Here is a 21,119-nt window from a genome sequence, read left to right as displayed (position 1 = left end):
AGGCTTGTGTTCCCCACAAAAACCTGTCCGCGTTTTTCTTTTTGCGCGCAACGCGCAAAAAGAGGCAAAAACCTGCACAAAAGTTGCCTGTGCGCCCTCTGATATTGAATAACACGTCGCGTTTCGCGCATCAGAGCGCAAACGAAACAAGACAACCAGAAGGGCAGTCACAATGCGAATCTCAAAACTTATCCTCGTTGCAGCGGCCTGCGCGGGCTTGGCGGCTTGCGGTGACACCACGGGCGAACAGGCAATCTTGGGTGGCGGGGCCGGCGCTGTCGGCGCAGCCGTTCTCAACGCAGACCCACTTTTCGGCGCGGCCGTCGGCGCAGCGGGCAACGTACTGTATTGCAAAACACAGAACACCTGTAACTAACGCATCTTTTTCGGGGCGCCTGTCGCCTCGTCCGTCATCTCGCATCACGCCGTCGTGGGGATCGCTCCCTGCGGCGGCGTTTTGCGTTTCCAGAACACCAAGCCAAAGGACGTTCCATGTTCAATAAGATCCTGATCGCCAACCGGGGCGAGATCGCCTGCCGAGTCATCAAGACCGCCCGCAAAATGGGTATCGGCACAGTTGCTATTTATTCGGATGCGGACAAGAACGCGCTGCATGTGTCGATGGCGGATGAAGCCGTGCATATTGGCCCGCCCCCGGCGAACCAGTCTTACATCGTGATCGACAAGGTCATGGATGCCATTCGCCAAAGCGGTGCGCAGGCGGTGCATCCGGGTTACGGGTTCCTGTCGGAAAACGCCAAATTCGCCGAAGCGCTGGAAGCTGAAGGTGTGGCCTTTGTCGGTCCCCCGAAAGGTGCAATCGAGGCGATGGGCGACAAGATCACGTCGAAGAAAATCGCTCAGGACGCAAACGTGTCGACGGTTCCGGGCTATATGGGGTTGATCGAGGATGCAGATGAGGCGGTCAAAATCTCGAATGAGATCGGCTATCCGGTCATGATCAAAGCCAGCGCCGGTGGCGGTGGTAAAGGCATGCGGATCGCGTGGAACGACGAAGAGGCGCGCGAGGGCTTTCAGTCGTCCAAGAACGAAGCTGCGAACTCGTTTGGGGATGACCGGATTTTTATCGAGAAATTCGTGACCCAGCCGCGCCACATCGAAATTCAGGTTCTGTGTGACAGCCATGGAAATGGTATCTATCTGGGCGAGCGCGAATGCTCGATCCAGCGCCGGAACCAGAAGGTGGTTGAAGAGGCGCCGTCGCCATTCCTTGATGAAGCAACGCGTAAGGCGATGGGCGAACAAGCCGTGGCCTTGGCTAAGGCGGTTGGCTATTCCAGCGCAGGCACGGTGGAATTCATCGTTGACGGTGAAAAGAACTTCTACTTCCTTGAAATGAACACCCGCCTGCAGGTGGAACACCCGGTCACCGAGCTGATCACCGGCGTCGATCTGGTGGAGCAGATGATCCGTGTGGCGGCGGGTGAGCCTTTGACGATCACACAGGATGACGTGACGCTGACCGGTTGGGCCATTGAAAACCGCCTATATGCGGAAGACCCGTACCGGAACTTCTTGCCGTCGATTGGCCGTCTGACCCGGTATCGTCCTCCGCAGGAAACTGCGGCCGGTCCGATGCTGGTCAACGGCAAATGGCAGGGCGACGCGCCTGAAGGCGAAGCGGCAGTACGCAACGATACCGGCGTCTATGAGGGCGGCGAGATCAGCATGTATTACGACCCGATGATCGCAAAACTCTGCACCTGGGCCCCGACCCGTGAAGCCGCGATTGAGGCGATGCGCGTTGCCCTGGACAGTTTCGAGGTTGAAGGCATTGGTCACAACCTGCCGTTCCTGTCGGCTGTGATGGACCACCCGAAATTCATCAGCGGCGACATGACCACGGCTTTCATTGCCGAAGAATATCCCGATGGGTTCGAGGGCGTATCCTTGCCCGAAGCTGATCTGCGCCGGATTGCAGCCTCCTGCGCAGCAATGCATCGCGTGGCCGAGATCCGCCGGACCCGCGTGTCGGGCCGGATGGACAATCACGAACGTAAAGTCGGCAAACGCTGGGTTGTATCGCTGGAAGGCCACGAGTTCCAGGTTCAGGTCAACGCTGACAAAGAAGGTGCGACCGTCAAGTTCGAAGATGGGTCGACCCTGCGTGTGGCCTCGGACTGGACGCCGGGTGATCAGCTGGCCATACTAGATGTCGATGGCAGCCCGTTGGTTCTGAAGGTCGGCAAGGTTTCGGGCGGGTTCCGCATTCGCAACCGTGGGGCCGACCTGAAGGTTCTGGTGCGCCGTCCGCGACAGGCAGAGCTGGCCAAACTGATGCCGGAAAAATTGCCGCCGGATACCTCGAAAATGCTGCTGTGCCCGATGCCTGGTCTGGTCGTGAAAATCGATGTCGAAGTGGGGCAGGAGGTGCAGGAAGGTCAGGCGCTGTGCACCATCGAGGCGATGAAGATGGAAAACATCTTGCGGGCCGAGAAGAAGGGCACGGTTGCAAAGATCAACGCTGGCCCCGGCGACAGCCTTGCCGTGGACGAAGTGATCATCGAGTTCGAGTGATCATGCCAGTGCTTTCACTATACCTCCGACGGTCTCCGGCGTTCTGCGCCGGAGCTGCGTGGTATTGCGAAAGCGCTCAACCGCCCTCGCGCCGGTCGCGGATTTCGCGCTCACGCAGGGGTGTCTTGTCGATGGACCGGCCGATTTCTCGCACGCTCCAAGGGGCAGGTTTGCGCAGTTTGACCACACCGTCCTTGTCGACGAACACCATCTGGAAACCACGTGGACGCAACTGTGACCGAATCGGAGACCGCGCCGATGGGTCGGTATCGGTCAAAACCACCACATCCCGGTCACGCATGGCCTCTTCGCCGTCCAGCAGCATGTCGATCTGTTGTTGGAAGCGCGGGTCGGCAGGTGTGTCCGCAAAAACTACGATAGGCCGGTTGACCCATAGAAATTCGCTGAGTTCGCTGTCCCCGACCGGGCGAACAAAGCTGTCATCCGAGGGCGCCGTGCCGTCCGCCGCCCAAGCGGCCAGAGGGATTAGTGCCGAGAAAACAAAGGCAAGCGTGCGAGTCATGTGGCCTCCTGTTCTTTCGAATATAGCCCCTGTCTCCGCGATTGCGACTGACGATTTACACAGAACGCTCAAAATTTCGCGCTTGCGCCCCGACGCAATGGTCAAGCGCAGGACCTCAATGCGGACGCTTTTTGCGGCCGCCACCCGAGTTGACGAGAGGAAATTCAAATGACCGACACGAAGGACTGGAAAGCGCTGGCCGAGAAAGAGCTGCGCGGACGTCCGTTGGACGATCTGACCAAGGAAACGCTGGAAGGCATCGCCGTCAAACCACTTTATACGCAGGAAGATACCGCTGACTTGCCGCATATGGGCTCTCTGCCCGGGTTTGGTCCGTTCACACGCGGGGTGAAGGCGACGATGTATGCCGGGCGTCCGTGGACGATCCGCCAGTATGCGGGCTTTTCGACGGCCGAGGAATCAAACGCCTTTTACCGCCGTAACCTGGCAGCTGGTCAGCAGGGTGTTTCGGTCGCTTTCGATCTGGCCACGCACCGTGGTTATGACAGTGATCACCCGCGTGTTGTGGGCGATGTGGGCAAGGCCGGTGTGGCCATCGACAGCGTCGAGGATATGAAGATCCTGTTCGACGGCATTCCGTTGGACAAGGTCTCGGTCTCGATGACCATGAACGGCGCGGTGGTTCCGATCTTGGCCAGTTTCATCGTTGCGGGCGAAGAGCAGGGCCATGACAAATCGGTCCTGTCTGGCACAATTCAGAATGACATTCTGAAAGAGTTCATGGTGCGTAACACCTATATCTATCCCCCTGAACCGTCGATGAAGATCATCTCGGACATCATCGAATACACCTCGAACGAGATGCCCAGGTTCAACTCGATCTCGATCTCGGGCTACCACATGCAAGAGGCCGGGGCGAACCTGGTGCAGGAATTGGCCTATACGTTGGCGGACGGACGCGAATACGTGCGCGCCGCGACTGAGGCCGGGATGGACGTGGACAAGTTCGCAGGACGTTTGTCGTTCTTCTTTGCCATCGGCATGAACTTCTTTATGGAGATCGCCAAACTGCGTGCGGCGCGGACCCTATGGCATCGCGTGATGACCGAATTCGGTGCAAAATCCGAGCGGTCAAAGATGCTGCGTACCCATTGCCAGACCTCGGGCGTGTCGTTGCAAGAGCAAGACCCCTATAACAACGTGATCCGCACGGCCTATGAGGCAATGAGTGCGGTTCTGGGCGGAACGCAAAGCTTGCACACCAACGCGTTGGACGAGGCGATTGCACTGCCCACCGATTTCTCGGCGCGTATCGCGCGGAACACGCAGTTGGTTTTGCAGGAAGAAACCGGCGTGACCGACGTGGTCGATCCGCTGGCGGGCTCCTATTACATCGAAAGCCTGACCAACGAACTGGTCGAAAAGGCCTGGGCCTTGATGCAAGAGGTCGAGGAGATGGGCGGCATGACCAAAGCCGTGGCCAGCGGCATGCCCAAACTGCGGATCGAGGAAAGCGCTGCACGTCGTCAGGCGATGATCGACAGGGGCGACGAGGTGATCGTCGGTGTCAACAAATACCGCAAAGAACAGGAAGACCCGATCGACATTCTGGATGTCGACAACGTTGCGGTGCGCGAAGCACAGGTCGCGCGACTGGAACGTATCCGCGCAACCCGCGCCGAGGCAGCGTGTCAGGCTGCGCTGGACGCGCTGACCGCAACTGCCCGCGAGGGTGGCAACCTGCTGGCTGCTGCGGTCGAGGCCGCCCGCGCCCGCGCATCCGTAGGAGAGATCAGCATGGCAATGGAAAAGGAATTCGGTCGCCACCGTGCCGAGGTGAAAACCCTGGCCGGTGTGTATGGCGCGGCTTACGAAGGTGACGAAGGCTTTGCCGCGATCCAGAAGTCCATTGAGGAGTTTGCCGAAGCTGAAGGGCGGCGCCCTCGTTTGCTGGTGGTCAAGATGGGACAGGATGGGCATGACCGGGGGGCCAAGGTTATCGCCACGGCCTTTGCCGACATTGGGTTTGACGTCGACGTTGGGCCTTTGTTCCAGACACCCGCCGAGGCCGCGCAGGATGCCGTGGACAATGACGTGCATGTGGTTGGGATTTCCTCGCAAGCTGCAGGGCACAAGACGCTGGCCCCGCAGTTGGTGGAAGAGCTGAAGAAAGCTGGTGCCGAGGACATCATCGTCATCTGCGGTGGCGTGATCCCGCAGCAGGATTATCAGTTCCTGTATGATCATGGGGTGAAAGCGATCTTTGGGCCGGGCACCAATATCCCCGAAGCTGCGCAGGACATCCTGCGTCTGATTAGTGAAGCGCGCGGCTAAACAGTGGCTAAGGTTTTTCGTCGAAAAATCTTGTGATCGCGCGCCGATGGCGGAAACATGCGACCAGACCTGATTGGGTCTGGTCGAATTGTTTTTAGGAGGGGCGCATGTTGCTCGATCATCTGGCCGTCGCCGGAGAAACGCTGGTAGAAGCATCCGCGCATGTCGAACAGGCTTTGGGCGTTGCGCTGCAGGCGGGCGGCAAACACGAGAAGTTTGGCACCTATAATCGATTGCTGGGACTCAAGGACGGCCTGTATCTTGAGGCAATTGCCATTGATCCCGACGCGCCCACGCCGGAACGGACCCGCTGGTTCGATCTGGACCGGTTCACAGGTAAACCGCGGCTGACCAATTGGATTTGTCGCGTGCCGGATATCGAGGCGTCTCTTTCGGTGTTTCCCGATGGTGTTGGAACGCCGATTGATCTGACACGCGGCGCTTTGAGTTGGCGCATGGCCGTGCCACCGACCGGCCGACTTCCCTTTGACAACCTGTTTCCCGCGCTGATTCAGTGGCAGGGGGATCTGCACCCGGCGCAGATGTTGCAGGACAGCGGCTGCAGTCTTCGCAGGTTGGTCGTGTTCCACCCGGATGCGCTGACCTTAGCCACGCATCTTGGCGCGTTGGACTGGGTGGTGTTCGACACTGGGCCAGCCGCTTTGCGGGCCGAGTTTGAAACCCCGCACGGCGTGCGTGTGTTGGAATGAAGGTCCGACAGGCGCAGCCTGCAGATGCACACGCGATTGCCGAGATCACCAATCAGATCATTCGCGAGACGTTGGTGACGTTCACAACCGATACCCGCAGCGTTGAGAGTATCGCCGAAGATATCCTCGCCCGAGGTCCCGGGTTTCTGGTTGCAGAAATTGAAGGCCGCGTGGTCGGGTTTGCGACCTTTGGGCCTTTCCGCTCAGGCCCCGGGTATGTCCACAGCTCGGAACACTCGATCCAACTGGCACCCGACGCGCGCGGCAAGGGTGCTGGCCGCGCCCTGATGGCGGCACTTGAAAAGGCCGCGCGTGCCGAAGGCGTCCATGTGCTGGTTGCTGGCATCTCGTCCGCAAACCCGTCTGCCATTGCATTCCACACAGCGTTGGGGTTCGAACAGGTCGGACATATGCCTCAAGTCGGTTACAAATGGGGGCAGTGGCTGGATCTTGTGCTGATGCAGAAAATTCTTTCACCGGAATGATCTATCGCACCTGACAGTCCCGGATTGTGGCGCTAGGGTACGGCCATGTCGATCTGGACCCGCATATCTGACGCGCTCAGCGCTCTTGCACAGGGCGAAAGCCTGACCGCTGTTTTTGAAAAGCTACGCTCGCCGCCTGAACGCTCGGTTGCGTTCACGATTGCCGTCATTGCGCTGGGCGCAAAAATGGCCAAAGCGGACGGGCAGGTGACACGGGACGAGGTCACGGCCTTCCGCGACGTGTTCCAGATTGCGCGCGAGGATGAAGAAGGCGCTGCGCGGGTTTTCAATATGGCGCGCACGGATGTTGCCGGATACCAGGACTATGCCCGCAAGATCGCTCGGATGTTTTCCGAAGACAACACGACCCTCTGCGACCTGATGGAAGGGCTGTTCCACATCGCTATGGCAGACGGGTTTTATCATCCCAATGAAAACGAATTCCTGGAAGAGGTCAGTCGCATCTTTGGTCAGACCGACGCGCAGTTTCTGGCCTTGCGCGCGCGGTTTGTACCCGAGGCACCCAATGACCCTTACGTGGTGCTGGGCGTATCACGGGACATGCCGGTAACTGAGATCCGCAAAGTCTGGCGTCAACTGGTACGCGAGACTCATCCGGATGCGATGATGGCACGCGGTGTCCCCGAAGAAGCGATCCGTTTGGCTGAAAAAAAGATGATCGATATCAACCGCGCCTGGGATGAAATCAACGGCGCGGCGGCCTGAGAAGATGCGGCTGGCGACCTATAATATCGAATGGTTCGCCAATCTTTTCGACAAAAACGACGCCCTCATTGTCGATGAAAGCTGGTCGGGCAGGCACGACGTCACCAAGGCCCAGCAGGTCGAGGCAATTGCCAAGGTTCTGACCGCGATAGATGCTGATGCGGTTCTGATCGTTGAGGCACCGAACACCGGCAAACGCCAGAACACGGTGCGCGCATTACAGGCCTTTGCCGAGGCATTCGATCTTCGCACTTCTGACGCGGTGATGGGTTTTGCCAATGACACACACCAGGAGTTGGCATTGTTGTATGACAGGTCAGTTCTGGACGTGCGCCACGACCCAAAAGGAGACGCCGACGACCTGTCCGCCCCTCGGTTCGATGGTGAATTCAAAATTGACCTGGATGTTGATGCGACTGAAGACATCGTCCGATTTTCCAAACCGCCAATGGAACTGGCTCTGACAACACGAGCGGGCAAGGACGTCAGGTTGATCGGGGCACACCTAAAGTCAAAAGCGCCGCATGGGGCAGATTCAAGGGATGAGGCGATCCGCATTTCGATTGCCAATCGCCGCAAACAACTTGCGCAGGCGGTTTGGCTGGCCCGAAGGGTCGAGGCGCATTTGGCGCAGAATGAGTCTGTAGTCTTGCTGGGCGATCTGAATGACGGGCCGGGCCTGGATGAGTTTGAACATCTGTTCGGACGGTCGTCGGTTGAGATTTTGTTGCAAGCGGGGCTGTATGACCCGCATGCGGTCAGGGCGCATGAGTTCAGGCCTGGATCAGTGCCGTCCACTGCACGTTTCGCGCGCCCCGACGAAGGCCGGTTTCTTGAGGCGTTGTTGGACTACATCATGATCTCAGAGGATTTGCGTGCCTTTGATCCAGCTTGGCGCATATGGCACCCGTTTCGGGATGTTGCATGCTGGTCTGAACCAGAGTTGCGGCAAGCGCTGTTGACAGCCTCGGACCATTTCCCAGTCACTCTGGATATTGATCTGTAGCCTTTGCAGCTTGCGTCTGAAGGCTTATATCAACGTTATGAAACGGATTGTTTTGATCAGCGTCGTGTGGGCGTCTTTGGCGGTGCCGACACTGGCACAAGAAGACACTGGAAAATCCCTGATGGAGCAGGGGGCCGAGCTGTTTTTCGAAGGGCTGCGCAAGGAAATGGAACCGGCACTGGATGAGTTGCTTGGGATGGCGGACGAGTTTGGGCCGGCCATGCAATCTTTCCTGCAAGAGATGGGCCCCGCGCTGGCGGAACTGGCGGCTGAGGTCAAGGATTGGAGCGCTTATGAAGTGCCGGAAATCCTGCCCAACGGTGACATTATCATCCGTAAAAAACCGATTGAAGATCTGCCCGAGCCTGAAGACAAGGATGAAGAGGTTCCCGAAGGCGCAACTGATATCTGAGACAATCTCAGTTCTTGATGATCACGCGCATTTCGGATTTCAGTGCGCTTGCCAGTGAATTCAGGCGCGCTTCGGCCACTTCGCTGAACAATGGTGCCGCAGCTTCGGGCAGATACAGCTCTAGCTCGCGTTTTTTGGGATAGAGTTTCAGTCGTCCCATATTGGCATCGTTGTGCATCCACAGCATCGCGCCAAATCGCATGGCTTTGCCCAGAATCTCGGCCTGTTTCTGGTCTTTCTCGTCCAGTAACTCATACAACGGGGCAAACCGATTGCCTTCACGTTTGTTTCGATAGCGGTGTTGTAGTGCAAGCCCGATAAAGACACGCTCGGAATGCTTGAGGCCACCAAGATTTGCGCGGGTGACATAGTCGAAACATGCTTCGGCCCGGTAATCCGGGTGGGCCCTCCAAGTGACGTCGTGCAGCAGGCAGGCCGCCTTGATCAGGCGTACCCGGCTGGGCGGTGCTGACCGGAACAAGGGCATCACAAAATCATAAAGGTGGCGACCAAAGCCGGGCAGGCGCGCATCTTTGGCTTCGGAAAAGCGACTGGCTTCGATCAACGGGTCGCGGTCGCGCAGTTCCTGTGACATCTGTTCGTAAAGCAGACCTTCGCGGATGCCATAACTTGAAATCGCGATATCCTTGGGCTTGAACGTTCGGATCAACCGCGCCAGCACGTCCATCGCATAAGGAATCAATGACATGCGCGAGCTTGAGACCCCAGCTTGGCTGCGCAGCTTGTCGGGATCGTTCTTTTCGATGAGCTTGATCGTTTCACGCACCTGTTTGGTGGTCATGCGGTATTCGTGCAGCACGTTCAGCGGATAGCCCCGCCGCAGCATGTCCAGTCGCGCAAAGGCGCGCCAACTGCCACCGACCAGAAACAGACGATCCCGCTGCGGGCCCATCTGGTCGCGCAGTTCTTCCATTGTTGACTTGATATGCCCCTTACGCGCCCGTCGCCCGCCCTTGATGTCGCGCAGCTTCAGCGGTCCAAGGGCTGAAGTCACACGGCGGCCGACCTGCCCATCGCCGATTTCGGCCAATTCCATGGACGAGCCGCCAATATCGCAGATCAGGCCATACGCACCAGGCCAGCCCAACAACACGCCTTGCGCTGACAGGCGGGCCTCTTCAGCGCCGTCGATCACGGCCACATGCAGCCCGGTTTCCGCCTTGACCTGCGCGCAGAAATCCGGGCCGTCTTCGGCCTCTCGCACGGCGGCTGTGGCCACCACGTGTAGCCCGGGCAGATCCAAATCCATTGCCAGATGCTGGAACCTGCGCAGCGCCGCCAGCGCGCGGTCGCGTCCGCGCGGGTTCAAACGCCCTGTCTCGGACAGGCCCGCGCCGAGTTCGCACATCACCTTTTCGTTGTAGAAATATGCGGGTGATCGGGCCGCCCCGTCGAAGATGACCATTCGAACTGAGTTCGACCCAACATCGACCACCCCGACCCGTGACAGAGCCCGCGTGCCAGGGTCGTCGAACAATGGTTTTCCGAATGGTCCCCAGTCCGGGATGTCGGTTTCGACGGTCTGATCCATGTGTCTTCCAGATACTGCAGTCAGAGGATGCGAAATTGGAGCTTGCGGGTCAATCACCCGTCTCGATCTCATCCGGGCTTGTGTTCAAAACCCGGACAGCCAATGCGCGTGTGATGTCACGTTTTTCCGTCAATGCCAGGTGGTCCAGCTGTTTGACAACATTTGCGGCGGTTTCAAACCGGCGGTCCATATGCTTGACAAGATAGGCAATGACCTCGGGGCCGGGATTCAACTGACGGTCCACAAACAGCTTGGCCAGCACTGCGCCCAGCAGCGCATCGTCGGGCGGATCCAACGCGACGTGGTGGGCCCCTTCAACCCGGCTTTGCAGATCTGCCAGCGGCATTTCCCAGAACTTCGGCGCAAGCCTGCCGGTCATCAACAGGGCGTGCCCCTCGGCCAGAACCAGATTGTGCAGGTGAAACAGCGTTTTCTGCTGTTCCAGATCACCGGCAACCATCGGCACGTCTTCGACCGCAATCGGCTTGCGCGCCAGTTCTGGTACATCGTCATAGCGCAATTCAGACGCTTGAATGATGCGACCGCCGGTTTCAGCGGCCCAAACATGCGCCAGGTGGGTTTTGCCGGCGCCAGCAGGGCCGCTCAGCACAAGTTTGTTTCCGGGCCAGGACGTGGCCGAGATCATTGCAACGGCCAAAGCATTGGCAGGCGAAACAAAGAAGTCCTCGCGCCCAAGCGCAGTTTTGGCGGGCAGATCAAAGCTGAGTTGTCGGGCCATTTACTCGGTTTCCTGATCCTGGCTTTCAAGACCGGTGTACAGGCGGCTGTCCAGATAGAGCGAGGTTCCAAACCGAGCCAAAACGCCAAGGGCCGCTGCGACCGGAACGGCAACCAACATCCCGACAAAGCCAAACAGCGCGCCAAAGACCGACAGCGCCAGCAACAGCCAAACCGGGTGAAGCCCAACGGAGTTTCCGACCAGTTTGGGTGTCAGAAAATTGCCCTCGGTCACTTGCCCAATGGCAAAAATACCCGCGATCAGGCCGATATGAGCCCAGTCGCCCCAGAACTGGAACAGTGCCAGTCCGATGGCCAGCGTGCCACCGATTAAAGCACCCAGATAGGGAATGAACGTGACCAACCCCGCAATGAAGCCTACGATCAGGCCGAATTGCAGACCCGCGAGCATCAGAGCCACCGCATAATACGTGCCAAGGATCAGACAGACCGTACCCATCCCGCGCACGAAAGAGGCCAGAACGGCATCAATCTCGCCCGCTAACCGTTTGATGGTTGGGGCGTGATCGCGTGGTAGCAACTCTCCAATCCGGGCGATCATGCGATCCCAGTCCAACAGAAGGTAGACTGCAACAACCGGCACGATCACCAGAAGAACCACGATGTTGATGGCAGACCCCAGCGAGGTCAGCACCGTTTGCAAAACGTCCCCGGTTTTAGACTTGAGCGTTTCGCCAAAAGACACGAGCATCTGGTGCGTGCTGGATTCCCGGTCCAACAGGGATGGGAACTGTTTTTCTACGAAGCCGCGCAATTGCTTGAAAAGCTCAGGCATCACGTCCACAAGATCCAGCAACTGGGTGATCAGGGCTGGCACGACCATCAGGATAGCCAACACAAACCCCAGAATGCCAACAACGGTAATGATTGCTGTGGCCGCCATGCGCGACAGGCCAAGCCGTTCAAGCCGATCAGCGACGGGATCAAGGAAATAGGCAATGGCCCCGCCGATAACAAACGGCAGCAGGACATCTCCTAAAGCCCAGAGGATCAATACAAAAACAAAAGCGACGACGCCCCAGTATCTCATCTGATCCTTAACCGGCAATGCCATCGCGATCCCCTTTTGCAGGTCTTTGATGGTGTTCTTGGCGTATCAAGGCGAGTGATGCAAGCGCTTCATTTGGCCTGAAATTACAGCCTTTAGTCCTGAAGTGTCCCCAGTTCCGGCGTATTGTCATCTGCGGTCTCGTCGGGCCAATTGGTGCGCCAGATTTCTGCAGACCAATGTCCGCAATGAACAGCAGGGCGGTCGAAACCAGGCAGCGCAGCCAACAAAGGTTCGACAATGACGTCGTGGCGGGGGACGGCGAAGTAGGGGAAAGAGTACCGCTCTTTGCCTGACCGGTTAACCACCCGGTGCGGCGTGGATTTCAACCGGCCGCCTGACCAAAGCTCCAGCATGTCGCCGATATTGACGACAAATCCGCCCGGCGGGCAGTTTGGTGTGACCCATCCCCCAGTGCGCGCCTGTACTTCAAGTCCGCCCACCGGATCTGGGGCGATGATGGTCAGCGCGTCCGTGTCCTTGTGCGGATGGATGCCATAGCCAGCCTCGTCCGCAGCCTGCGGCGGATAGTGTAGCAGGGTCATGTTGGTCATCGGGTCCTGGAACGCACTGCGCAGCGTGTTTGGCTTCAGGTTCAGACCTGTCTCTAACGCCCCGAGCAAAAGATCGGCGACCCGGTCCAGCTGGCTCCAGTAACCCAGAATGATCTCTTTGGCGCCGGGTACTTCGTCCGGCCACAGATTCGGCCCGTACAAAGAACAGACCGAGCGTATCGGGGCATTTGCCGCGACTTCGTGATGCAGCTTGTAGCCTTCGTATTTGTCCGCGTTGCCCGAGCCATCGTTGGGTGTGAAGAACCCCATGGGGATATAGCCGCGATAGTTTTCGCGGGTAATGGCCTGATCCCATTTACGCGACTCATCGATGGCAAAAATCTCTCTGGTCGTCTGTCCGACTTGATCAACAGTTTCCTGAGCCACGCCTGTCCCGGTGATGGACAGGAACCCGATCCCGGTACAAGCCTCAAGGATGCGCTGCACCGTTGCTTCGTACGCATCGGTTTTTGGTTCGGTCAAAGGCGAGATGTCGATTGTTGGAATGCTGTCCATTAGTGAATCCTGACCCCTTGGCGTTCAAGTTCCGTGTGAACGGGTGCCAAATTCAACTGGTCCAGGTCCTGATTGCTTTTCAATGACAGCGCTGCCGCAATGCCTGCACCCTGACCCATAACGGCACAACAGGCCATGTTGCGCGTGGCGGCATGCGCTACTCGATCTGCACCATGCGACCGGCCTGCAACGAGCAACCCCTTGATACCCTTTGGCAGCATCGACCGGTAGGGAACCTGCATGTAACGTCCCGTGGTCGGCAGGATCAGAATGCCATAACCGTCGATGAATTCGGGATAGATGCCAATGGTATCTTCAAACCGACCCTGATGGCGGGCATCGTTTTCGGTCATGTTGTACACCGCGTCGATCTTGCGCGTGTCGCGGATGCCAATGGTCATACCGAAGTTTCGAAGCCGCGCGTTTTCACAGCCCGGCATGAACCGGCGCAAAGCGTCAATAGCCAGCATCGACTGGCGACGGCCCTCGATCTCGCCGCGTGTCAGGCTGTCGGGGTCGGTCCCGTCGATCTCAGCCAGGTGGATGAGGTTCATATACGTCAGCTCACCCGTGTCATGCATCGCGCCCCAGGTGCCCGCAATGGTGTTCAGATGAGGCGGGATCAGCCCTTCATCTATGGCTTGCTGAAATGGCTTGTAGACAAAGGGCGAGAACATGTCGTCTTCCTTGCCGCTTGTCTCGATATTCCATTCACCACCGCCGCCCCAGTCCTTGTAGGTCTGCGGGTCGGCCTTCACGCCCTCCATGAACGCGCGCTTGTCGACGCCAGCCAGATGGAACATGACCGAGGCGGCCATCATGTCTTCACGCGGGGTCTTGTGGGTCGGTGCGCCTGCGCGGTGCGCCACATCCGCGTCGCCGGTGGCGTCGATTACCACTTTGGCCAGGATCGCCTCGCGCCCGGCTTTGGATTCGGTGATGATGCCGGTGATCCGGTCGCCCTCCATGATAGGCGCGACAAACTGACGGTGCAGCATTGGATGCACGCCTGCCTCTTCGACCAGCTTGTCGGCCACCAGCTTGAACCCTTCGCTGTCCAGCTCATAACTCAGCGACTGACTTTCCGGTACCGCTGCGCCCATCTCTTTGGCGCGGGTTTCGAACTCCATGCCGATGCCGCCGGCCTCGACCGTCTGTTCATGGCGATACCAGGCAAACCCCTCGACGCCCACAGCAGTGATGTTGCCGCCCATGCAACCAAAGCGGTCGACCAGAGATACTTCGGCTCCGGCCCGCGCCGCCGCCAGTGCTGCGGCCAGCCCTGCGGGACCAGAGCCAACAACCAACACGTCGGTCTGATGGATGACAGGGATTTGGCGGGCGGGTTCCTGAATAGTTTGCATCGGCGCCTCTTGAGTTTCGCAATTCTGTTACAATTGAAACTCTCGATTGGCGGGTCAATCAAAAAACCGACTGACGTGAAGTCGCAAAACTGCCAATGTTCGATTGCCCCCGGCGGGGCTTTGGAATAATCACCTGTGCAGTCGAATTCTTACCTTTGAAGGTCCATCCATGCGCCTGAGCCGTTACTTTCTGCCCGTTCTCAAGGAAAACCCGTCTGAGGCCCAGATCGTCAGCCACAGGCTGATGCTGCGCGCGGGCATGATCAAGCAGGCCGCCGCCGGGATTTATTCGTGGCTACCGCTGGGCTTCAAAGTGCTGCGCAAGCTGGAAAACATTGTGCACGAAGAACAGGCGCGTGCAGGCCACATCGCGATCCAGATGCCGATCCTGCAATCGGCCGACCTGTGGCGCGAATCCGGCCGCTATGACGATTACGGTCAGGAAATGCTGCGCATGCAGGACCGTCACGGTCGCGACATGCTGTATACGCCCACCGCTGAGGAACTGGTGACAGATATTTTTCGCGGTCACGTCAACAGCTACAAGGATTTGCCGCTGACGCTGTATCAGATCCAGTGGAAATTCCGCGACGAAATCCGCCCGCGTTTCGGCGTGATGCGCGGGCGCGAGTTCTACATGAAGGACGGCTACAATTTCGACCTGACCAAGGAAGATGCGCTGCACGCCTATAACCGTCATCTGGTAAGCTATCTGCGCACTTACGAACGCATGGGCCTGCAGGCCATTCCGATGCGCGCCGATTCAGGCCCGATCGGCGGCGATGACACGCATGAATTCCTTGTGCTGGCTGATACCGGCGAATCCGAGGTCTTTTATGACAGCGCAGTCACCGACCTGACTTTTGGCGACCGCCAGATCGATTATGACAACCGCGAACAGTGCCAGGCTATTCTGGAAGAGTTCACCTCGAAATACGCGCGCACGGACGAGACGCATGATGAGGAATTGTTCAACCAAATCCCCGAAGAACGCCGTCGCGTGGCCCGAGGTATTGAGGTTGGTCAGATCTTTTACTTCGGCACCAAGTACTCTGAAGCGATGGGTGCAACGGTTCAGGGTCCTGACGGAAAATCCGTCCCTGTTCATATGGGCAGCCATGGTATCGGCGTCAGCCGCCTGATCGGCGCGATCATCGAGGCCAGTCATGACGACAAAGGCATCATCTGGCCCGAGGGCGTAACACCGTTCCACTGCGGAATTGTGAACCTGAAGCAGGGTGATGAAGAAGCAGATGCGGCCTGCGACAAGATCTATTCGGCGCTGACCGCCTTGGGTCTGGAGCCGCTGTATGATGATCGCAACGAACGGGCAGGGGGCAAGTTCGCCACCATGGACCTGATTGGTCTGCCCTGGCGCATTACCGTGGGACCGCGCGGCCTGAAGAACGGTGTGGTTGAACTGACCTGTCGCCGTACAGGCGAAAGCGAGGAGCTTAGCCCGGAAGCGGCAGTCACCAAGGTTGCAGAAATCTATGAGAAGATCGCCTGATCGCAATCTTCAGGTGCACAATTAACAGTCACCGTGAACTCATTAGAACAAACTAGGCGGCCAGCATTCCGATCTGGCCGTCAACTGCGGCCAAATCAGGTGGCCTAGCTTTGCTATCAGTCTTGGTCTGCCGTTGGGCGCTCTGCCAGAACATCGCCATTGGCGCCGTCGCCGCGCGCGACCACAATCGGTCGGCCCAAACGGCTGACCAGTTCGCGAAACTCGAGACCCAGAAACCGCAGCCCGCATACGCGTGCGTCGGTCGTCCGATCCGTGATGCACAAACGTCCCTGACGGAACGCCAGCCGGTATCCTTTTTCCTTGAGGATATCAGCCAGATTGCTCCAGCTTGCTGCGCTGACAAAGATCGGCCGAATGGCCGCGCGCAGCAGTGCCGCTGTCTCACAATCCAGTTCTGTTGATGCCCTGCGGGTCGGAATTGCGCCCGCGCCATTGTTAGAGATTTGAAAATTCATTGAGCGACCCCCGCTCTTTAAATGTGTTCCCCCGTAGTTAGGGTGACAAAGTTTCTAAAAATAATCAAAAAGAGTAATAAAATTTCGCCCTCATTGTTGCCTTTTCGATTCACAGACTCACAAAGTGCGATGATTAACTTCATAACTGAAACAATATCACCTTGTCTGTGAAGGGCTTCACAACTCACGGTGTAGCACGACGTTTTGAAGTCATCCGTTTCGCCGCGACTTGTCCCCGGCGACCCGAATCACTACTGCGCATTCAGGTCGAGGAACCAAGTCTTGGTGACTACCGGCTTGACCATCGGCAGAAATGCCGAAACTGTCGCCGCAAACAAGAAACACCCCGGAGCAGGCATGGCCAACACACCCCCGCCCTTTGCCCCTTTTGAATGGAAGATTGCATGGCGTTACCTGAGGGCCCGCAGGGCCGAAGGTGGTGTCAGTGTTATGACTTGGATTTCACTGATCGGGATCACCCTCGCGGTGTTCGCGCTGATTGCGACATTGTCGGTCCGCTCTGGTTTCCGTTCGGAATTTGTGGGCACCATTCTGGGGGCCAACGCGCATGTGACGGTTTATTCCTCAGGTGAGATCGACGCGCAGGGTCGGCTCGACCGAACGATAGCCGATTACGAAGACCGCTCGGCCCGGATCGCGCAGGTGCCCGGTGTTGAAAGAACAGCGCCTTTGGTCAAAGGACAGGTGTTGATCACCAACCGCGACCGCAGCAGCGGAGTTGAGGTGTTTGGCATCCGACCTGACGATCTGCGCGACCTGCCAAGTATCGCGCAGGCAGAACAGTCTGCAGGAGATCTGACTGAGTTTCAAAGCGGTGAAGATGTCATTGCCATTGGATCCGGCGTCGCGCGTAGCATCGGTGCCACCGTGGGGGATGTTGTAAAACTGACCTCGCCCAATGGTGTCAAAACAGCCTTTGGCACCTCGCCGCGCGTGAACGCGTATCGCGTCGTTTATGTGTTCTCGGCAGGTCGTTATGATATCGACCGCACCCGCGTGTATATGCCGTTCTCGCAGGCCCAGAGTTTTTTCAACCGTGAAGGTGTGGCGGATGAGATTGAGGTGATGGTGGAAAAGCCTGAAGAACTGGGCCCGATCCTGATCTCGATTCTCGAAGCCTCGGGCGAACGCAGCCAGATATGGACTTGGCAGGATGCGTCGGGAGGCTTTCTGCGGGCGCTGGAAGTTGAAGACAACGTGATGTTCATCATCTTGTCGATCCTTGTTCTGATCGCTGCGATGAATATCGTTTCGGGCTTGATCATGCTGGTCAAAAACAAGGGGCGCGATATTGGCATCCTGCGCACCATTGGACTTAGCGAAGGGTCGGTTCTGCGGGTCTTTTTTATATGTGGGGCGTTCACCGGCCTGATTGGAACGGCGATGGGAGTCATTCTGGGATGTCTCTTTGCGATCTATATCGATCCGATCTTTTCCTTCGTGAATTATGTGATGGGCGGCGGCGTCTGGGATCCGTCGATCCGTGGCATCTATGCTTTACCGGCCGAGCTGCACCTGAGCGACGTGCTCAAAGCCATCGGGCTGTCGCTTGGTCTGTCTTTCATCGTCACCTATTTTCCAGCGCGTCGTGCGGCGCGTCTGAACCCTGTTGAGGCGTTGCGCTATGAATGATGTCACATTGCGCCTGAATGGCCTGACCAAAACCTACCTCAAGGGCACGCCGGGTGAAGTACAGGTTCTGCGCGGTGTCGATCTGGACCTGCGCGCGGGTGAGGCCGTGGCGATGGTGGCCCCGTCCGGTGCGGGTAAATCAACGCTTCTGCACATTGCAGGACTGTTGGATATGCCCGACGACGGAACCGTTGAAATCGGAGGGCAGAACGTAAGCGGAAAGGGCGACCGAACCAGAACCGCGCTGCGCCGACAAGATGTCGGGTTTGTTTATCAGTTCCACCACTTGCTGCCCGAGTTTACAGCGCTCGAAAACATCACTCTGCCGCAGCTGGCGAACGGTATTTCCGAAAAAGCCGCGCAAAAGCGGGCCATGGATCTTCTGGACCGGGTGGGCGTTGCCCCGCGCGCCAACCACCGCCCTGCGGCATTGTCGGGTGGTGAACAACAGCGCGTGGCTTTTTGCCGGGCGCTGGCCAACAAGCCGCGGGTTTTGCTGGCGGATGAGCCGACCGGAAATCTGGACCCCGTAACCTCGGATCAGGTGTTTGATGCGCTGATGGCACTGGTCCGGGACGAGGGGTTGTCGGCTTTGATCGCGACGCACAACCTTGAACTGGCGGCGCGTATGGATCGGACGGTTAGACTTGAGGCTGGGGTGCTCAGGCCAGTTGAGTGATCGCAACACCAACGGCCATCACGGCAATACCCCCGGCCCGCATCCATGTCAGCGGCGTGACCTGAGCACCAAACAGGCCGAAATGGTCAATGGCCGCTGTGCTGATCAATTGGCCCAGCAAAACAAAGAACACTGCGTTGCCCACTCCGAAATGCGGGGCGACGTGGGTAATCGAAAGAACGTAGAACGCGATCAGCACGCCTGCCAGCAGCAGGTGTTTCGGGGCCTCAGCGACCTTGGATAGCGCTTCGAACCCCGGGAACAGCAGCATCACCAGCGCTGACGCAGCAAAAGCGATTGCGAACAGGATCACGGCGGCAGTGGTCGGCGATCCGATCAACTTGCCCAAGGCTGCGTTCAAAGCGGCCAGAATTGGCACTCCGATCCCGGCTGCCAACATTATGGCTGCGTATTGTGTCATGTCCTGCATCCTCCCGCCTGCGTTGATCTGGATCATTGCGCCAAGGTGTCCACCGGGCAACCCTGCAAATGGCTGTCGTGGCAGGAGGATACGATGTTCAAAGCAAAACTTGGTGTGCTGGTTTTATCAATTTCGCTCGCCACCTCTCAGGCGGTTTTTGCGCAAGACGCCAAGATCGGTGAAGAGCTTTACATGCACTATTGTGCAACTTGCCACGGGATCGATGCGACCGGGCAGGGGCCGATGGCCAGCGTGCTGGTTGTGCAGCCGAGTGACCTGACCAGCTTGTCTGGCGAAGGCGGCGTATTCCCAACCGCACGTGTGGTTGCCCGAATCGATGGGCGTGACCCGTTGGTCAGCCACGGCAGCCCGATGCCGGTTTATGGTCCGTATTTCGACGGGCAAGACACGTCCATGAAAACACCGCAGGGCCAGCCGATCCTGACAAGCCAGCCTATTGTGGATCTGGTTGCCTATCTGGAAACGCTTCAGGACTGACTGCAAATTCCGTCTACTTCTGCCTCGCTCCATGGCAAAAGAACCGCTCGTTCGCGCCCTTTTTCCGGCAACGGGGACAGGTCGAAATGTGCACCCAACATAGTGTGGAGCCTTGCTGTGCGCTCGGCCTGAGGGTCCAGCGCACGGCAACACACGTATTCCTCGACAATCGCGCCCTGCTGTTCGAAGCCATAGGACAAAAAGTCAGGTGAGGTATCCAGATCGAACAGATACGGATCCCGTCTTCCGCCGTGTTCTGCCGCTGCTCGCAAGGGGTGATAGCCGGTGGTTGCGCGATTCTGCCATTGCCATACATGGGTCAATTCATGAGCCAGTAACATCGCGGCGATCAGGTTCATCTGATCGGGAAAGTCGGTCATGTAATCTTCCAGATACCAGTCGCGTGCAAAATAGACCTTGTTGAACAGGGCGACGGCTGCGGGTTTGCCAGTAACAAACCCCGCTTCGACAGGCGGCAAAATAAGCTCACGGCAGGCCAAACGTGGGCGTTCTTCCCGGAAATACGTGACCGGTGCGACTGGGGCACCTTCGACCAATCGCACATTATCCAAATTCAGTGTGTCGCCTTGAATGCTCTCTGCAAACACGCGCTCTGGTTCTGTCAACGGACGCCCGCAGGACGATAGAAATAAGAGAGAAACTAGAAAAACGCGCCGAACCATATGAAGAATCCTAGTCTGCTGCGCCCGTTCAGCAAACCGTTTTCAAACGCTCATAGCCAGAACCCGGCTGATTTCCGTCAAGGATCGCCTGGATTGATCCATCCAAGTGTTAAAGGCTTGCTGGACAGCCACCATCGCCTTTTGGGACGTGGCAGGTTTGTCGATCACGCCTTCGGCAATCAGCCGGGCGGTAACGTCTTGGGACAGAATGAAACTGTCGCGCCCAATAAACCTCATAGCATATTGTGCTGACGCCCCGCCCAGACGCGAGCCGCGCTTGGCCAACATGGCCAGCAAGCCGATATAATCTTCCGAAGGCCAGCCACCCAGCACTTTGCCCGCGCCGCCCTCTTCACGCAATTCCATAAGAAAAACAGCGTTGTCACGCACCGTCGAAATCTTGGTGCCGTTGCGTACGATTCGCGTATCCTGCAACAACGCATCGAATTTTTCGTCATCCATAAAGGCACATGGCCCCACATCAAAACCGTCAAACGCGGCTTCGAAGCCATCCCATTTGTTTTCGATGACCTTCCAGTTGAACCCAGCCTGAAAGACGCATTTTGTAATGATGGCCAGCCAACGATCTTCTGGCAGGGCTGCCAGTTCATCCTTGGTTTTGGGTTTGTACAGCATAGCTTGCAACGCATCTGGCCCGCCGTGTCGTTCAGCAGCAATTTCGAATATTTCGTCAAATGCGCGCATTTATCC

Annotated in this window: 22 protein-coding genes; 12 read left to right on the top strand and 10 right to left on the bottom strand. The window is 57.8% G+C overall.

Features of this window, described 5'->3' with window-relative positions; translation table 11 throughout:
• Positions 1–172: 172 nt before the first annotated feature.
• Both GS636_RS05850 and GS636_RS05845 read left to right on the top strand, forming a co-directional pair.
• Positions 173–376 carry a hypothetical protein gene (locus tag GS636_RS05850; protein WP_171185070.1) on the top strand — a complete coding sequence of 68 codons (204 nt, stop codon included), beginning with the start codon at positions 173–175 and terminating at the stop codon, positions 374–376.
• A 116-nt stretch (positions 377–492) separates the two neighbouring features.
• On the top strand, positions 493–2,538 hold the full coding sequence (locus tag GS636_RS05845; RefSeq protein WP_171668771.1) for an acetyl/propionyl/methylcrotonyl-CoA carboxylase subunit alpha: 2,046 nt from the start codon (positions 493–495) through the stop codon (positions 2,536–2,538).
• A 76-nt stretch (positions 2,539–2,614) separates the two neighbouring features.
• Here the strand turns inward: GS636_RS05845 and GS636_RS05840 are convergent, their stop codons facing one another.
• Positions 2,615–3,061 carry a DUF4174 domain-containing protein gene (locus GS636_RS05840; RefSeq protein ID WP_171092440.1) on the bottom strand — a complete coding sequence of 149 codons (447 nt, stop codon included), beginning with the start codon at positions 3,059–3,061 and terminating at the stop codon, positions 2,615–2,617.
• 168 nt (positions 3,062–3,229) lie between these two features.
• On the opposite strand from GS636_RS05840, the gene scpA reads away from it, so the two are divergent.
• The 6 genes from scpA (at position 3,230) to GS636_RS05810 (ending at position 8,695) form a co-directional block, all read left to right on the top strand.
• On the top strand, positions 3,230–5,356 hold the full coding sequence (gene scpA, locus GS636_RS05835; RefSeq protein ID WP_171668770.1) for a methylmalonyl-CoA mutase: 2,127 nt from the start codon (positions 3,230–3,232) through the stop codon (positions 5,354–5,356).
• A 107-nt stretch (positions 5,357–5,463) separates the two neighbouring features.
• On the top strand, positions 5,464–6,066 hold the full coding sequence (locus GS636_RS05830; protein WP_171668769.1) for a VOC family protein: 603 nt from the start codon (positions 5,464–5,466) through the stop codon (positions 6,064–6,066).
• A complete protein-coding gene (locus tag GS636_RS05825) occupies positions 6,063–6,551 on the top strand; it encodes a GNAT family N-acetyltransferase (protein ID WP_171185062.1) in 489 nt (162 codons plus the stop codon). Before GS636_RS05830 ends, GS636_RS05825 begins: the two co-directional genes overlap by 4 nt.
• Positions 6,552–6,596: 45 nt before the next feature.
• The gene (locus GS636_RS05820) at positions 6,597–7,277 is read left to right on the top strand and encodes a molecular chaperone DjiA (protein WP_171092432.1); all 681 of its coding nucleotides are present in this window, start codon (positions 6,597–6,599) and stop codon (positions 7,275–7,277) included.
• A 4-nt stretch (positions 7,278–7,281) separates the two neighbouring features.
• Positions 7,282–8,283, top strand: a complete 1,002-nt coding sequence (locus GS636_RS05815; protein ID WP_171668957.1) for an endonuclease/exonuclease/phosphatase family protein — start codon at positions 7,282–7,284, stop codon at positions 8,281–8,283.
• A gap of 37 nt (positions 8,284–8,320) precedes the next feature.
• Entirely contained in the window at positions 8,321–8,695 is a 375-nt protein-coding gene (locus tag GS636_RS05810) for a hypothetical protein (RefSeq protein ID WP_171092430.1), read from the top strand.
• A gap of 7 nt (positions 8,696–8,702) precedes the next feature.
• Here the strand turns inward: GS636_RS05810 and GS636_RS05805 are convergent, their stop codons facing one another.
• From GS636_RS05805 to GS636_RS05785, 5 genes are all read right to left on the bottom strand, one after another.
• On the bottom strand, positions 8,703–10,247 hold the full coding sequence (locus GS636_RS05805; protein ID WP_171668768.1) for a Ppx/GppA family phosphatase: 1,545 nt from the start codon (positions 10,245–10,247) through the stop codon (positions 8,703–8,705).
• Positions 10,248–10,296: 49 nt separating this feature from the next.
• On the bottom strand, positions 10,297–10,986 hold the full coding sequence (locus tag GS636_RS05800) for a DnaA ATPase domain-containing protein (RefSeq protein ID WP_171092427.1): 690 nt from the start codon (positions 10,984–10,986) through the stop codon (positions 10,297–10,299).
• Positions 10,987–12,060: an AI-2E family transporter gene (locus GS636_RS05795; RefSeq protein ID WP_171668767.1), complete on the bottom strand. Its 1,074-nt coding sequence runs from the start codon at positions 12,058–12,060 to the stop codon at positions 10,987–10,989. It abuts the gene before it with no gap.
• 89 nt (positions 12,061–12,149) lie between these two features.
• The gene (locus tag GS636_RS05790) at positions 12,150–13,124 is read right to left on the bottom strand and encodes an isopenicillin N synthase family oxygenase (protein WP_171668766.1); all 975 of its coding nucleotides are present in this window, start codon (positions 13,122–13,124) and stop codon (positions 12,150–12,152) included.
• Positions 13,124–14,488 carry an FAD-dependent oxidoreductase gene (locus GS636_RS05785; RefSeq protein ID WP_171668765.1) on the bottom strand — a complete coding sequence of 455 codons (1,365 nt, stop codon included), beginning with the start codon at positions 14,486–14,488 and terminating at the stop codon, positions 13,124–13,126. Before GS636_RS05785 ends, GS636_RS05790 begins: the two co-directional genes overlap by 1 nt.
• A 169-nt stretch (positions 14,489–14,657) precedes the next feature.
• Here GS636_RS05785 and proS point away from each other — a divergent pair, with 169 nt between their 5' ends.
• Entirely contained in the window at positions 14,658–15,998 is a 1,341-nt protein-coding gene (gene proS / locus GS636_RS05780; RefSeq protein ID WP_171668764.1) for a proline--tRNA ligase, read from the top strand.
• 116 nt (positions 15,999–16,114) lie between these two features.
• Here the strand turns inward: proS and GS636_RS05775 are convergent, their stop codons facing one another.
• Positions 16,115–16,474 carry a hypothetical protein gene (locus GS636_RS05775; RefSeq protein ID WP_171092418.1) on the bottom strand — a complete coding sequence of 120 codons (360 nt, stop codon included), beginning with the start codon at positions 16,472–16,474 and terminating at the stop codon, positions 16,115–16,117.
• A gap of 357 nt (positions 16,475–16,831) precedes the next feature.
• Here GS636_RS05775 and GS636_RS05770 point away from each other — a divergent pair, with 357 nt between their 5' ends.
• A complete protein-coding gene (locus GS636_RS05770; protein WP_171668956.1) occupies positions 16,832–18,127 on the top strand; it encodes a lipoprotein-releasing ABC transporter permease subunit in 1,296 nt (431 codons plus the stop codon).
• A complete protein-coding gene (locus GS636_RS05765; RefSeq protein WP_171668763.1) occupies positions 18,120–18,806 on the top strand; it encodes an ABC transporter ATP-binding protein in 687 nt (228 codons plus the stop codon). Before GS636_RS05770 ends, GS636_RS05765 begins: the two co-directional genes overlap by 8 nt.
• Here GS636_RS05765 and GS636_RS05760 read toward each other — a convergent pair.
• The gene (locus GS636_RS05760; protein ID WP_171668762.1) at positions 18,790–19,227 is read right to left on the bottom strand and encodes a DMT family transporter; all 438 of its coding nucleotides are present in this window, start codon (positions 19,225–19,227) and stop codon (positions 18,790–18,792) included. The two genes, GS636_RS05765 and GS636_RS05760, sit on opposite strands and share 17 nt — an antisense overlap.
• 93 nt (positions 19,228–19,320) lie before the next feature.
• Between GS636_RS05760 and GS636_RS05755 the strand changes: the two genes are divergently transcribed.
• Positions 19,321–19,725: a cytochrome c gene (locus GS636_RS05755; protein ID WP_171668761.1), complete on the top strand. Its 405-nt coding sequence runs from the start codon at positions 19,321–19,323 to the stop codon at positions 19,723–19,725.
• Here GS636_RS05755 and GS636_RS05750 read toward each other — a convergent pair.
• Together GS636_RS05750 and GS636_RS05745 are read right to left on the bottom strand one after the other, a co-directional pair.
• Positions 19,716–20,408 (bottom strand): hypothetical protein, encoded by a 693-nt coding sequence (locus tag GS636_RS05750; protein ID WP_171668760.1) that lies wholly within the window; start codon positions 20,406–20,408, stop codon positions 19,716–19,718. The two genes, GS636_RS05755 and GS636_RS05750, sit on opposite strands and share 10 nt — an antisense overlap.
• A gap of 42 nt (positions 20,409–20,450) precedes the next feature.
• Positions 20,451–21,113, bottom strand: a complete 663-nt coding sequence (locus GS636_RS05745; protein WP_171668759.1) for a DNA-3-methyladenine glycosylase I — start codon at positions 21,111–21,113, stop codon at positions 20,451–20,453.
• Positions 21,114–21,119 lie beyond the last annotated feature (6 nt).

This window comes from Ruegeria sp. HKCCD4884 (assembly GCF_013110855.1).
Lineage (GTDB): Bacteria > Pseudomonadota > Alphaproteobacteria > Rhodobacterales > Rhodobacteraceae > Ruegeria.
Note: the sequence above shows the minus strand (reverse complement) of the source record. Positions and strands in the feature narration are given on the sequence as shown.